16 protein-coding genes are annotated in these 13,940 nt (G+C 50.2%); 2 read left to right on the top strand and 14 right to left on the bottom strand.

Going from position 1 to position 13,940, the window contains the following annotated elements:
- Positions 1 to 125: 125 nt before the first annotated feature.
- From JW499_RS15795 to pcaF, 10 genes are all read right to left on the bottom strand, one after another.
- The gene (locus JW499_RS15795; RefSeq protein WP_205211487.1) at positions 126 to 1,268 is read right to left on the bottom strand and encodes an acyl-CoA dehydrogenase family protein; all 1,143 of its coding nucleotides are present in this window, start codon (positions 1,266 to 1,268) and stop codon (positions 126 to 128) included.
- 3 nt (positions 1,269 to 1,271) lie between these two features.
- Entirely contained in the window at positions 1,272 to 2,411 is a 1,140-nt protein-coding gene (locus JW499_RS15790) for an amidase (protein ID WP_205211486.1), read from the bottom strand.
- Between the two features lie 358 nt (positions 2,412 to 2,769).
- Positions 2,770 to 3,135 (bottom strand): MarR family winged helix-turn-helix transcriptional regulator, encoded by a 366-nt coding sequence (locus tag JW499_RS15785; RefSeq protein ID WP_232846460.1) that lies wholly within the window; start codon positions 3,133 to 3,135, stop codon positions 2,770 to 2,772.
- A gap of 414 nt (positions 3,136 to 3,549) precedes the next feature.
- Positions 3,550 to 4,647: a 1,2-phenylacetyl-CoA epoxidase subunit PaaE gene (paaE, locus tag JW499_RS15780; protein ID WP_205211485.1), complete on the bottom strand. Its 1,098-nt coding sequence runs from the start codon at positions 4,645 to 4,647 to the stop codon at positions 3,550 to 3,552.
- 35 nt (positions 4,648 to 4,682) lie between these two features.
- The gene (gene paaD, locus JW499_RS15775; RefSeq protein ID WP_205211484.1) at positions 4,683 to 5,222 is read right to left on the bottom strand and encodes a 1,2-phenylacetyl-CoA epoxidase subunit PaaD; all 540 of its coding nucleotides are present in this window, start codon (positions 5,220 to 5,222) and stop codon (positions 4,683 to 4,685) included.
- Between the two features lie 6 nt (positions 5,223 to 5,228).
- A complete protein-coding gene (gene paaC / locus JW499_RS15770; protein WP_205211483.1) occupies positions 5,229 to 5,993 on the bottom strand; it encodes a 1,2-phenylacetyl-CoA epoxidase subunit PaaC in 765 nt (254 codons plus the stop codon).
- 16 nt (positions 5,994 to 6,009) lie between these two features.
- Entirely contained in the window at positions 6,010 to 6,303 is a 294-nt protein-coding gene (paaB, locus tag JW499_RS15765) for a 1,2-phenylacetyl-CoA epoxidase subunit PaaB (RefSeq protein WP_091352587.1), read from the bottom strand.
- Between the two features lie 12 nt (positions 6,304 to 6,315).
- A complete protein-coding gene (gene paaA / locus JW499_RS15760; RefSeq protein ID WP_205211482.1) occupies positions 6,316 to 7,260 on the bottom strand; it encodes a 1,2-phenylacetyl-CoA epoxidase subunit PaaA in 945 nt (314 codons plus the stop codon).
- 85 nt (positions 7,261 to 7,345) lie between these two features.
- On the bottom strand, positions 7,346 to 8,656 hold the full coding sequence (gene paaK / locus JW499_RS15755) for a phenylacetate--CoA ligase PaaK (protein WP_091352581.1): 1,311 nt from the start codon (positions 8,654 to 8,656) through the stop codon (positions 7,346 to 7,348).
- Between the two features lie 103 nt (positions 8,657 to 8,759).
- The gene (gene pcaF, locus JW499_RS15750; RefSeq protein WP_205211481.1) at positions 8,760 to 9,968 is read right to left on the bottom strand and encodes a 3-oxoadipyl-CoA thiolase; all 1,209 of its coding nucleotides are present in this window, start codon (positions 9,966 to 9,968) and stop codon (positions 8,760 to 8,762) included.
- A 449-nt stretch (positions 9,969 to 10,417) separates the two neighbouring features.
- On the opposite strand from pcaF, the gene JW499_RS15745 reads away from it, so the two are divergent.
- On the top strand, positions 10,418 to 10,918 hold the full coding sequence (locus JW499_RS15745; protein ID WP_205211480.1) for a Crp/Fnr family transcriptional regulator: 501 nt from the start codon (positions 10,418 to 10,420) through the stop codon (positions 10,916 to 10,918).
- On the opposite strand, the gene JW499_RS15740 is transcribed toward JW499_RS15745, so the two are convergent.
- The 3 genes from JW499_RS15740 to JW499_RS15730 form a co-directional block, all read right to left on the bottom strand.
- The gene (locus JW499_RS15740) at positions 10,909 to 11,586 is read right to left on the bottom strand and encodes a M15 family metallopeptidase (protein ID WP_205211479.1); all 678 of its coding nucleotides are present in this window, start codon (positions 11,584 to 11,586) and stop codon (positions 10,909 to 10,911) included. The two genes, JW499_RS15745 and JW499_RS15740, sit on opposite strands and share 10 nt — an antisense overlap.
- A gap of 128 nt (positions 11,587 to 11,714) precedes the next feature.
- Complete coding sequence (locus JW499_RS15735) at positions 11,715 to 11,927, bottom strand: cold-shock protein (RefSeq protein ID WP_091352569.1); 213 nt, start codon at positions 11,925 to 11,927, stop codon at positions 11,715 to 11,717.
- 222 nt (positions 11,928 to 12,149) lie between these two features.
- A complete protein-coding gene (locus tag JW499_RS15730; protein ID WP_091352566.1) occupies positions 12,150 to 12,422 on the bottom strand; it encodes a hypothetical protein in 273 nt (90 codons plus the stop codon).
- A gap of 251 nt (positions 12,423 to 12,673) precedes the next feature.
- Here JW499_RS15730 and JW499_RS15725 point away from each other — a divergent pair, with 251 nt between their 5' ends.
- The gene (locus JW499_RS15725; RefSeq protein ID WP_205211478.1) at positions 12,674 to 13,540 is read left to right on the top strand and encodes a LysR family transcriptional regulator; all 867 of its coding nucleotides are present in this window, start codon (positions 12,674 to 12,676) and stop codon (positions 13,538 to 13,540) included.
- Between the two features lie 55 nt (positions 13,541 to 13,595).
- On the opposite strand, the gene JW499_RS15720 is transcribed toward JW499_RS15725, so the two are convergent.
- Positions 13,596 to 13,832 (bottom strand): hypothetical protein, encoded by a 237-nt coding sequence (locus tag JW499_RS15720; RefSeq protein WP_205211477.1) that lies wholly within the window; start codon positions 13,830 to 13,832, stop codon positions 13,596 to 13,598.
- Positions 13,833 to 13,940: the final 108 nt, after the last annotated feature.

Genomic DNA, 13,940 nt, shown 5'->3' with positions numbered 1-13,940 from the left:
TCCGGGCTGTCAGGGTAAACTTACTCATGGCGTATCTCTCTTCTGTTGATTGCGATCTGGCGAGATCAATCAACAGGATACGCCACCCTCTCTATCTTTCTCCATACACCAGAAATCACCATATCTCAACCAGGCAGCGGCTGATGTTCAAACAGCATCGCTCCGGCATTCTTATAAGTAATTGCACCCATAAAGGCATGCTGCGTACACATCATGGAATCACGCATAATGCGTGACAGAGGATGGTCGTTATAGGCGCCGGTCATACCGGAAACCTGATAAGCGATGCGAATCGCTTCAGCACATTCGTGGGTCAGATTAGTGGATGCCAGGCGCAGCATGCTGACCTGTTCCGGAGATGGGGTCCCCCCCTTCTGAATCACCTGCCATGCGTCATCTGTCGCTTCGTAGAAAAACGCCCGGGAAGATCGCACTTTAGCCTCAGCCCTGGCGATCTCCATCTGTACATATTCACGCTCACCCAGGTTGGGCGCTCCGGTCACCGATTTACGACCGGCTGCCATACCCAGCACAACATCGATCGCTTCACGGGCCAGACCCAGTGTTGTCACCGACAACACCTGAGTGGCAAACGCCAGCGAGGGATACTTAAAAAACGGATCATTAAGGTTGGGTTTGCCACCCCGGGTAAAAGTCCACTCCTCAGGCACCAGCACGTTGTCGACCACCAGATCGTGTGAACCGGTGCCAACCATACCGATCACATCCCAAGCGGGCTCAATGGTCAGTTTCTCCTGCGGCATCACCGCCATCCGGGGTAACGACTGGCCATCATCCGGCGCGATACCAACACCACAAACACTGGCCCCCATGCAGCCACTGCCAAATTGCCAGCGCCCCTTGACCAAAAATCCACCCTCAACCCGCTTCGCAGGTTGCGGCGGAAAAATACCACCGGCAAATACAACATCCGGCGTTTCCGCCCAGACCTTTTCAATGGTTTCCAGGGGTAAACAGGCCAGATAAGCAGGGTTCATTCCAAAGCTGGCAACCCATCCCGCTGAACCATCAGCGGCGGAGATCGCTTCCACCATCTGTAAAAACTCAGCAGGCGATTTTTCATCCCCACCAAAACGTTTCGGCACTAACGCCCGGTAAACACCGATCGACTTAAACCGTTCGATAATATCCTGAGAGATATATTTCTGATCTTCAAACTCCTGGCGACGACAACGAATCTCTGCCAGCAGGGAATCAAACTCTGCAGCGCCGCCCCAGATCTCTTTGTTGATGACATTGGAAGTCATTACTCAATACTCCACACTGTTATTATTTTGTTGAGGTAAAAACTCACTCAATACGCAAGCAAGTTCGCATAGCATTTCATCTTCACCTTTGCGCCCCACCAACTGCAGTCCAACCGGACGGTTGTCAGCGGTTTGAAGAGGGACAGAAAGAGCCGGATGGCCCGATAGATTGAATGGACGCACCAGCGCAGAGATGCTCAGATCGGTTTTGCCCGCCAGCGCATCGGCAAGGCTCATCGGAAATGCAGGCAGTGTTGGTAAGACAAGAACAGAGATCTGCTGCAGTGCCTCATCTACCTGTTTAGTAAAACGTTCGCGGACAACTTCTGCTTCGCGCAGCTGATCATCCGTGGTATTAGCGGCATTGGTTAAACGCAGCGCTACATCCTCACCGACTTTGCCGGTTTCAAGGAGATCACCGCAGGCACGCCAGGTTTCCGCATTAATGACTACCATCCCGGCCGTAAACGCATCAGAAAATGAAGATAAAGCCACAGGAGCAGTGTCATACTCCAGGCGACTTAAAAGTGCGTCAATGGTGTCTGAGATTAGAGGATCGGCGGCGACATCCACCCGACCGAGGCGAATAGTCTCCGGTAATGCAGACGGCTCAAAGGATGGATCAATCACCTGCATGGCGGTTTTCAGCATTTTTGCGGAGGAGGCAAAAACGCCGACACAATCAAGGGTTGTTTCTGCCGGCAAAACACCCTTGCGACTCACCCGGCCAAAGGTTGGCTTGAAGCCGTAGACACCACAGCAGGCAGCAGGTACCCGAACCGAGCCACCGGTATCCGTGCCGATAGAGAAGTCTGCCTCTCCTGCAGCAACCGCCACAGCAGAACCACTGGATGAGCCGCCAGGAATCAGATCCGGAAAGTGATAATTAACCGGCGTTCCTGCCCAATGATTAACCCCGGTCATGCCATAGGCAAGTTCATGCAGATTGGTTTTACCCACCAACTGGCAACCTGCATTCAAAACCGCATTAACGACGTCTGCATTCTCTTGCGCAGGCAAGGTATCTTCAAGCGCCTGACACCCCGCGATGGTCGGCAAGCCCTGCACATCTATCGTATCTTTCACGGCTACCCGGTAACCCTGACCACCCTGAGAAATACGCTGAGAAAAAATAGACATCATTCAGCTACTCACATCATTCTTGTTCTAATTAACCATCACTCTCACCAGGAAGAGTGTTGATTGTTGACTTGCATCAAGAATTATACATTTCACTTGAAGTGTCAACTAAATTTAGTTGAATATTCATCTATTATTTTATGATAAAAACACCATAAAAAAACACAAAGTTAAGATAACCACTTATTAATCAATATCTTAATAGACGAAAATAAATTGAATGAATGATATGAAAATTCACATAAATTATTTTTTTGATACTATTTTTCAATATATAACAGCCTTCCGAAGCCAAAATTCAGGCACAAAAAAGCCCCCGTTCAGTTGCCTGAACGGGGGCTTTTACCTGAGACCGGAAAGTCTATTCAGCTGACATATTGATAAAATAACGCCGGAGCAGCTCAGTAGATTTCTTAATCTGGGGCTCTGTGAACCCCTTAAAAGCCTTTGCAAACACCTTTTTTTCAGTCGTCTTTAATACCATTTTAACTTTGTCGTGGCCCTCGTCAGTCAACGACACCACGGTAACACGGCCATCCGTTTCAGACGCATTAACCTCAACCAGCCCGGCATCACGCATACGATAAACAATTTTTGTCATGGTTGGCAGTTTACCGATCGCATGTTCTGCAATATCAGAAATACTCAAGGTGCCATACAAACTCAGCAGCACTGCAACCCGCCAGCGGGCGATATCCATCCCCAGGGGTTTCAGCGTTTTTTCCATTTCCTGAGAATACAAAGCGTTTACACGAGCGATCCAGTAAAATGGGAACTCATTAATATCGAAAAACTGGCTGGATGGACTATATTTTTCCAGCTTTGACGAGTGAAAAACCATGGCAACCTCAATACACTTTGCTCGATGGCAGCAATCTCTGCGCTACCCTCGCTAAATTGGCGCAACCATAGCAAATAAATAGCAACCAGACGAGTATAGAGCCATTCAATTGAATAATTAATTGAACAGTAAACCACCTGATATCAATTTTTAGGCGAAGTCATGGCCTTTACTTGCCCCTGTACAGCTATCTATACCCGTGCCAGCTCCCCCTTTTATAAAAAAAACCCGGCTAAAGAGCCGGGCTAAGCTTCAACAAGGAAGAAAGTTCCAACAAGGAAGTACATAGTGAAGAAGAGATCAGCGCTGGTCGAAATCCACTACAACGGTGTCAGAGATCGGATGGGCCTGACAGCTGAGAACATAACCCGCTTCAATCTCATGGGATTCCAGACCATGGGAGATATCCATATCGACCTCCCCTTCGACCAGCTTACATTTACAGGTGGAGCAGACACCGGCTTTACAGGAGTATGGCAGGTCGAGACCGTTGTGCATCCCGGCATCGAGGATATTTTCACCCACCGTGGCCAGATCAAACATCACCGCCCGGCCATCGGCACGCACGGTCACTTTAGACATCTTCTCTTCGCCAAACTGCTCTTTACGTTTAGCCGCTTTTTCCAGCATCTCTTTCGAATCTGCCGAGGAGTTAGCAAACAGCTCGTAGTGGATCTGCTCATCGGTCAGCCCTTCCAGCCGGAAACCCCGGGAGACCTCTGACATCATCGATTCCGGACCACAGATAAAGGCATCATCAACCGTTTTAATGTTGATCAGTCCGGCTTTCTGCAACGCATAGCCTTTAGCATTGTCGATCCGTCCATTCAGCAGGTCAGCCCCCTGATCCTCATAGTCCATTATATTGATCCACTGGAAGCGGTTCATATAGCGGTTCTTAATGAAGTTCAGTTCATCTTTAAACATCACCGAGTTACTGCGGCGGTTACCGTAGATCAGCGTCACCTTTGAACCCGGTTCGGTGTCCAGCGCCGATTTAATAATCGAGATCATCGGCGTAATACCGGAGCCCACAGCGATGCACATATAATCTTTACTGTTTTCAGGGCTAAGTTCAGTATAGAAGCTCCCCTGTGGCGGCATCACCTCAACAGACATGCCGGGCTTAAAGGTATCGTTAGCAAAATTGGAGAACTTACCGTTCTTAACCCGCTTGATACCCACCCGCATATGACCATCATTGACGCCAGAGCAGATCGAGTAAGATCGACGGACATCTTCACCATCGATGGTGGCACGCAGAGTCAGAAACTGACCCTGAATAAATTTGAACTTATCGGTTAGTTCAGCCGGTACGGCAAAACTGACGCAGATCGCGGTGTCCGTTTCCGGCTGCACATCGGCGATTTTCAGCGTGTAGAAATTGGTGTCTGACATGCTTCACCTTTTGTTTTTATAGAGCTGATTAATCATCAGATCTTTTTGAAATAATCGAATGGTTCACCACAATCATCACACTGAAACAGTGCTTTACAGGCGGTGGAACCAAACTCACTGATTCTACGGGTATGACGTGAAGCGCAATGGGGACAGGCTGCATGGGCATCCGGGGTTAACCCATCGTCATCCAACCCAGCATCCTCAGGCGGAGCAATACCATACTCACGCAACTTCTTACGCCCTTCTGGCGACATCCACTCCGAGCTCCAGGCTGGTGAAAGTGACAGTTTTACCGTTGCATCGCTGTAACCATTGTCATGCAACAGCTGAATCACATCGGTAGTAATATTGTCCATCGCCGGGCAACCTGAGTAGGTCGGGGTAATAGTGACGGTCACCTGATCGCCGTTACGCTGCACATCACGCAAAATGCCCAGATCCCAGATGCTCAACGCGGGGATCTCCGGATCTTTAATCGCATCCAGCAGATCCCAGAGTGCTCTGACATCTTCAGCATGACGCTGTTGCAGACGCTGGTACTGCTCTTCTGGCATCAGTGAGATCTCGTTCATAAGCCGTTACCACTTACAGCCAGGGTGAGAACGGTGCACTATCTGCATCTCTGTCAGCATATGCCCCAGATTCTCAGTGTGATAGCCAATACGGCCTCCGCGAACCGCCCAGCTGTCTTCAGGCACTGTCAGCGTCGCTTCAGTGAGAATAGCGCTGACCATCTCTAACCAGCGATCACGCAGCCCGGCAACATCGACACCGATACCGGCATCCGCCAGCAACTGTTCAGTCTCATCCATATCGAACAGTTCATGGGTATAACCCCACAGCTGATCGACCGCTTTCTGTGCTCGCTGATGACTCTCTTCAGTGCCATCACCCAGACGCAACACCCAGTCGCGGCTGCGGCGCAGATGATATTTTGTCTCTTTGATCGCTTTAGCGGCGATAGCCGACAGCGTCTCATCTTTGGATTGCAACAGCTCCGGCAGCATCAGGGTGTAATAGACATCGGCAAACAGCTGACGCACCTGTGAGTAAGCGAAGTCACCCTTTGGCAGTTCCATCAGCAACAGGTTGCGATATTCACGATCATTACGCATATAGGCGAAATCATCTTCATCGCGACCATCATCGGCCAGCTCTGCGGCATAGGTGTAAAACATCCGCGCACGACCGATGTAATCCAGTGCTACGTTGCCGTAGGCGATATCCTCTTCCAGGAAAGGCCCATAGCTAACCCATTCGGAGATCCGGTGCCCCAGTACCACAGAATCATCCCCCAGACGGGTCGCGTATTCCTGTGTCGCTTGTTTAATCTGATCACTCATACTCGATTCTCCCCGATCACATGTTGTTTACTGGGTCAGGCAAAACGTAATAGGTCGCATGACGGTAGGGCTTGTCGTCACTTGGGTCGTAGAAGCAATCGGCATCATCTTCCTGAGAGGCACAGATATCGCTGGATTTAACCACCCAGATACTGACGCCTTCACTACGACGGGTATAACAGTCGCGGGCATATTCCAGTGCCTGCTCATGATCTTCAGCATGCAGGCTGCCAACATGTTTATGGTCCAGACCACGCTTGGAACGTACAAACACCTCAAACAGTTCCAGTTTTTCAGTAACGGTTGTCATCTCATCTACCCCTTATGCCGCATGCTGTGCGTTTTTAGCACGTTTCTTTTCGTTATAGGCTGTGATTGCGTCCCGAACCCATTCACCCTCATCATGAGCGGCAACATGGTGTTCAACACGCTGGCGGTTGCAGTGGCCGTTGCCGTTGATCACACTCCAGAACTCATCCCAGTTCAGGTCGCTGCTGTCGTAGTGGCCACGCTCCTCATTCCATTTAATATTCTTATCCGGATGCTCCAGCCCCAGCACTTCGATCTGCTTCACTGTCTGATCAACAAACTTCTGCCGCAGGTCATCGTTGGTTTCACGCTTGATCTTCCACTCCATCGACTTTTGCGAATGAGCTGATTCTGAATCGTGAGGACCAAACATCATCAGGGCCGGCCAGTAGAAGCGATTCAATGCATCCTGAGCCATCGCCTTCTGACCTTCTGAACCTTTTGCCAGTGCCAGCATCGCTTCATAACCCTGTCGCTGATGGAAGGATTCCTCTTTACAGATACGGATCATGCCGCGGGAATAGGGGCCGTAAGAGGTACGCTGCAGAGACACCTGATTGACAATCGCCGCACCATCCACCAGCCAGCCGATCGCACCAACATCCGCCCAGGTGAGGGTTGGATAGTTGAAGATCGAGGAGTACTTAGCCGCCCCGCTCTGTAACTGTTCAATCATCTCTGAACGGGAGATTCCCAGGGTTTCACAGGCACTGTACAGATACAGACCATGGCCCGCCTCATCCTGAATTTTGGATAGCAGAATCGCCTTACGACGCAGAGACGGCGCGCGGGTCAGCCAGTTCCCTTCAGGCTGCATCCCGATCACTTCAGAATGGGCATGCTGGGAGATCTGCCGAATCAGGTTCTTACGGTACGCATCGGGCATCCAGTCTTTCGGCTCAATCTTCTCTTCGGCCGAAATTTTGCGCATGAAGTTTTCTTCTTGTGGTGTTGTCATTTCAATCGTCTCCACTTCGTTTTAAGAGCGTAATGCACAGCTCTCAGGCGATGACTTTTTGGCGATCTGGCAGCAGACCCGCCTGTTATTTTATTTTCGGACGGTTATCAAACACCCGCTTAGCCTTGCCTTCTGAACGGGGAATAGATCCGGGTTGAAGAATCTCAATCTGGGTTGAGATGCCCACAACCGCCTTGATATGGTGGGCGAGTTCTTTGGCGCTCTGATCCTGACGGGCGCCCGCCGCTTCTGAGGTCAGCTCAACCTTCACCAGCACGGTGTCAAGGTTGCCCTGTTTCTCAACGACGATCTCATAGTGAGGCGCCAGTGCCGGAATCTTGAGAATCTGCTCTTCGATCTGTGTCGGGAAGACATTCACACCCCGGATAATCATCATGTCGTCGGAACGACCGGTGATCTTATCGATTCGACGCATCGGCCGCGCGGTGCCCGGCAGCAGACGGGTCAGATCACGGGTGCGATAACGGATAATCGGCAGGGCTTCTTTGGTCAGCGAGGTAAACACCAGCTCGCCGTATTCACCATCGGGCAGTACTTCACCGGTATTCGGATCGATGATCTCCGGATAGAAATGGTCTTCCCAGATGGTCGGGCCATCTTTGGTTTCGATACACTCCTGCGCCACCCCCGGTCCCATCACCTCTGAAAGGCCGTAGATATCTACCGCATCAATACCCAGACGGTTTTCGATGTTTTTACGCATCTCATCGGTCCATGGCTCTGCACCAAAGATACCGCAACGCAGTGCCATCTTGTGGGGGTCCAGCCCCTGACGTTCGATCTCATCGATGATGTTCAACATGTAAGACGGGGTGACCATGATGATATCGGGATCGAAATCATTCATCAGCTGAACCTGTTTCTCGGTCTGACCGCCGGACATTGGAATAACGGTACAACCAAGCCGCTCAGCACCGTAGTGCGCCCCCATACCGCCGGTAAACAAACCGTAACCGTAGGAGATATGTACCTTATCACCGGCATGACCACCGGCGGCACGGATTGAGCGGGCCACCACATCAGCCCAGACATTGATATCGTTCTGGGTATAACCCACAACCGTTGGTTTGCCGGTTGTACCCGAGGAAGCATGCACCCGCACCACATCGGTCATCGGTACCGCAAAGGAGTTAAACGGATAGGCATCTCGCAGATACGCTTTAGTGGTAAACGGAAAGTGCCGCAGATCGTCCAACTGCTTCAACTCAAACGGATGAACTCCGCTTTCGTCGCACAATTTTTTATACGCCGGTACATTATTGTATGCGTGAGCGATACTCCACTGCATACGCACCAGCTGCAAGGCACGAAGTTCATCAATGCTGGCGGTTTCAATGGGATCAAGCGCCCGACGGGAATGCTTCTCATATTTCATAACGTTGCTCGTCCTGTATTTTTATATTGCCGTAGTCAGAACATTGAAAAATAAGCCTGTCAGGATGCTGTCCAGTGCCAGGCTGATTAACGTGTTACCGGTTTTACACTCGCTCGATGATCAGCGCGATGCCCTGCCCCACACCGATACACATGGTACAGAGTGCATAGCGGCCACCCGTGCGGTGTAGCTGATACATCGCCGTCGTTACCAGGCGGGCACCACTGGCACCCAAAGGATGTCCCAGCGAGATAGCCCCACCGTTCGGATTGACATGGGCAGCATCATCGGCCAGGCCAAGATCACGCATCACTGCAAGCCCCTGAGATGCAAACGCTTCATTCAGCTCGATCACATCCATCTGCTCCAGCGTCAGCCCGGTTTTAGCCAGCACTTTACGGGTTGCCGGTGACGGGCCAAACCCCATAATGCGGGGCGCAAGACCCGCCGTCGCCATACCGACAACACGGGCCTTAGGTGTCAGGCCATACTTATCCGCGGCGGCTTGGGACGCGATAAGCAAGGCACAGGCTCCATCATTAACCCCGGAGGCATTACCGGCTGTGACTGAGCCGCCTTCACGGAACGGTGCTTTCAGTTTAGACAGATCTGCCAGGGTTGTTGAGCCGCGGGGATGCTCATCGGTATCAACCACCAATGGCTCACCCTTACGCTGCGGAATCACCACCGGCACGATCTCTTGCTTAAACAGGCCTGCAGCCATCGCTGCAGCCGTTTTTTGCTGGCTACGAAGGGCAAACAGATCCTGATCTTCGCGGGAGATGTTGAACTCTTCGGCAACGTTTTCAGCTGTTTCAGGCATACTGTCAACGCCATATTCAGCCTCCATCTTTTTATTGATGAAGCGCCAGCCGATGGTGGTGTCGTACAGGCCATTTGGGGTACGGCTGAAAGCAGCCTCCGCTTTACCCATCACAAAGGGTGCTCGGGACATCGATTCACAGCCACCGGCAATCATCAGTGCGGTCTCGCCCGCTTTAATCGAGCGCGCCGCCATACCAATGGCATCCATACCGGAACCGCACAAACGGTTGATGGTGGTGCCAGGCACATCGGTGGGCATACCCGCCAACAGTGCCGACATACGCGCGACGTTACGGTTGTCTTCACCGGCCTGATTAGCATTACCGTAAATAATGTCATCTACCTGAGACCAGTCCACCTGTGGATTACGATCCATCAATGCCCTGATAGGCACCGCACCCAGATCGTCAGCCCGAACAGCAGAAAGTCCGCCACCATAACGACCAAAAGGCGTTCTGATTGCATCGCAGATATAGGCATCGGTCATGTTATTTCCTCATTCTTTTTTTTCTGAGAACACTAAGATCACTGCCATGCAGCACAGACCCCGTCAAAGCAATAGTCTCAATTATTCCCGATCGAAGTTAATATTACATAAAAACTAATTAGTGACAACTTTTTTGTATCACTTTAAACATAAAAGCGGGTTGATATTACATAATTCAATCACCCTTAAAGAAACAATAGCATCAGATAATGAAACTTAATTCATGACCAATCCAATTCCAGCTGTATCAGTACAACTCTCCTCAGTAGAGTATAGGCAACCCACAGGATAAAACTCATTCAGGACTCTTCCGGCGCACCGTTATTAAAACAACAGAGAAAAACACGGGAAACAGCACTATTCGTACTAAACTAAAGAGAGTTGCTCAGGGATTAGTTTCAGGAACAGGGTCGGGATAGATGTGAAGATCAGTTTCGGTATTTAACTCAGTGAACAGAATAAACAGCCAGCAACTACTGACACGCTATCAACTCAGCTCATTCAGCAATGCTTCAGTGTTTGGAGCCCTGCCGAATCCGGCGATCTACTGGTTGCTGGATCACGGGGTTATCCGAGAGGTCAAAAAAGGGGAGGCGCTATTTGTCCCTGGCGAGCCCGGTAACAGCTTTCACGTTATCCTGGCCGGGTCCGTGGACTACTATAAGTATCATGACAACCGTTTTGCCTATATCCGGAAATTTAACAGCGGGGAACAAATCGGCTTCGTCAGCATGATAGCACTGCATGACCGGGTGGGCCGTGCTGAAGCGTGCGAGGAAAGCATTACCCTGGAGATAGATACCGATGTGTATCATGATTTCCATATCAGCCATCCTCTGGAGTTTGGCATACTGATGATGAACCTCGCCCGGGAGATGGCCCGCACTCTCAGAAGCACCAATAATCTTGTGGTTGAACAATCACTGAAGGGTGACACCGGTCATCGATGACTGATACCACCATAGATAGCGTGATCATGGCCGCTCAGGTAAGCCCAGAAGCGGTCGCCATAGGAGAAGTGCCACCACTCCTGAAGGTAGTTAACAAACCCCGCCCGGGTCATCACATCATTCAGCAGGACACGATTTTTTACCGCCAGATCACTGATTCCCGTTGCATGTGTCAGACACAGGTCTGGCTCTGTTTCAGTCCAGCGATAGATATCCATGCCAACATCCAGCATCGTGCCACTGCCATCAACCAGAAACAGGTCCACTGCCGCCCCGGTATTGTGGGGCGGAATATTCAGGGCACCATCCGGATAGGCCACCGCTGAAACCATGCGGGTCGCCTCATCGAAAAGCGCCGCCCCGGAGATCCCTGGCTGACGACGCTGTACCCGTTGCAGTTCATCGTTAAACAACATTTTCTGAACGTTCAGACTACGATAGCCTTCATAAAGGCGCAGATAAATACCAACTGGCAGAAGCGACTGGGCATGCAACAGACGGGAATAGATCCCCTCCCGAACCAAAGTGTAATCGTCCTGAGTTTCCGGACATTCTGGCGCGGGACCATATTGCAGACCACCCAGAAATTTTATATCCACAAGCGGTTCACCACACTCATGGACAGGCACGGCCAGCACCTGCGCAGAGGAAGGTGTCAATTGATGCATTGGACTCTCCGGTTAACCAACCCTTACGACAAAGCGTCTGAAGAAACTCATCTGCTAAAAGTATATAGGTAAACAGGAAGAAGTGTGCAGCCAGAACGGCTGCACACAGATAAGACTTCAGAAATTGATCAGCTTGCGGCTATCGGCGTAATGTTAACCGCGTGTATGCCCACTTCTTTGGGTGAAGCTTCAAAGCGAACAGACTGTCCCGTCTTCAGACTTTTATAACCTTCGGTAATAATGGCCGAATAGTGGACAAACAGATCCTCTTCGAAGTCAGGTGAGACAATAAAGCCAAACCCCTTCGCATTGTTAAACCACTTAACTGTTCCCGTATGCATTCAGCACTCCTTTTTATTCATCCGTCACTGCGAGTCGTCAGAGAGTATTCAACGTCTATATCGATCTACGCTACTCTGTGACTATTTTCAGAAATCCGGGCAAACGGGTATATAAGAAAAAATCCTATTATCAGCAAACAATCATAAGAAAGCTGGTTCAAATCAAAAAAAGGAGGGGGAGGAAGAAAAAAAAGCAGGCCTGAGGCCTGCTTTCATCTGGGATTATGCCCGGTCCTGCCGGTCCATATCACCATAGATATCTCGTTTCAGCCGCTGTCTTTCAAGGCGATCCTCGATATCTCTGCGACGACTGTGGGATTTACGACCCAGCTCTTCCGGCAGCTCATCATCTGCCTCATCCCAAAAGTCGTCTGAACTGTAATCTATTGCTCGGATCGGGCGCGCACGTCGCTTGCTGCCTTTATAACTATCATACTCTTCATCCCAGTCATCCTGGTCATCTGAATAGTTACTGATACGATTCCTGTTACTCATAATACTTCTCTTTAATACCTCAAGGGCTTTTAATGCTGCGCACGGTCAGGGCAATATTTCTGAACCGTCGCCGGAAACCGATCAAGCGTTTCTGAGCAGATGATCATAAAAATATCTGATCGGCTTTTAACATACTGTTTAAAGTACAATTGGATTATTATCAGAGATTCAGAGCCTGTAAAATGATGCTTTTTTATGATTTCAATCAAAAATACTAATCGAACTTACCTGCTGAGCTTTCTGCTGACACTATGGAAATAGGACTATTACGCACATTTCTGGAAGTGAGCCGTACCCGCCATTTTGGCAAGGCGGCTCAGAACCTTTACCTGACTCAGTCGGCGGTGAGTTTTCGTATCAGGCATCTGGAAGAGCTGATCGGTGTTCCTCTGTTTTCCCGTCAGCGCAACAACATTCTGCTGACCGCAGCCGGAGAACGACTGATACCCCATGCGGAAAATATCATTAAAAACTGGCAGTTGGCGCTTCAGGATGTAGCTATCTCCCAGGAACAGGATCTGCAACTGGTATTGGGTGGGATATCCAATCTGTGGGGAACCTTTCTGCAGTCCACACTGCCGAAACTGGCTGACAGTTTTCCCAGCATGGTGATTCGTACCGAAATCAACAATCATCTGGAACTCACCCGCTCACTGCTTTCCGGTACGCTGGATCTGGCTATTGTACTAGATCCACCGAGCCTCAACGAACTCGGTCACCAGCAGATTGGCCAGATAGAGCTGGCGCTGGTCAGCAGCTATAACGATCTGATGCCCGATCAGGTTCAGAGTCATGACTTTGTCTATGTGGACTGGGGGATGGCTTTCAATCTGAGAACCAATAAACTGTTTAAAAAGCCGATGACACCTGTTCTGCATACCGAGCAGAGCCAGATCGCACTGGAATTTATTCTCAGCCATGGTGGCTCTGCATTTTTACCGCTGGTACTGGTAGGGCCTTATCTGGAGTCAGAGCGGCTGCACCGGGTCAATAATATCAAACCGGTTAAGCGTTCAGTCTATGCCGTCTATGTGAAAGACTCTGAACGGTATCCGCAGCTGAAACCGATTATCGATAAGTTGTGTCAGTATGAGCTGAAACCAGAAATGCGACTCTGACGCTTGCACGACACTCAGTCCGGATAGCCAACCCGGATTCAGGACTCTTTGGCGATCAGTTATCCAGCAAAATAGAAAGTGCTTCTTTAACCTCAGGCTGCATCACCGGTGTATTGTCCTGTAGTTCGGCCACCGTCACGGCAAACTGGGTACGGATAACATCGTTCTGATCGACCAGCCAGGCAAGCGCTGCCTGACTACATTGTTGCGGTGTCCATGTTTGCTTCAAAGGTACGCCTGAGCCTTTGAGAAAAGCAATAAAATCATTCTGATCCTTCAATACAGAATTCATATGCGCCTGCTCCTGTGCAACACTTTCGGCTGCTTTATTATTATACTGTCCCTCAGAACTAACGGAGTGAGAGACAAAAACCAGCATAAAGCTGGCCCTTGGTTAGAC

Source organism: Amphritea pacifica (genome assembly GCF_016924145.1).
In the GTDB taxonomy this organism is placed as follows: Bacteria; Pseudomonadota; Gammaproteobacteria; order Pseudomonadales; family Balneatricaceae; genus Amphritea; species Amphritea pacifica.
The sequence above is the reverse complement of the archived record's forward strand: the minus strand, read 5'-3'. Positions and strand labels throughout refer to the sequence as shown.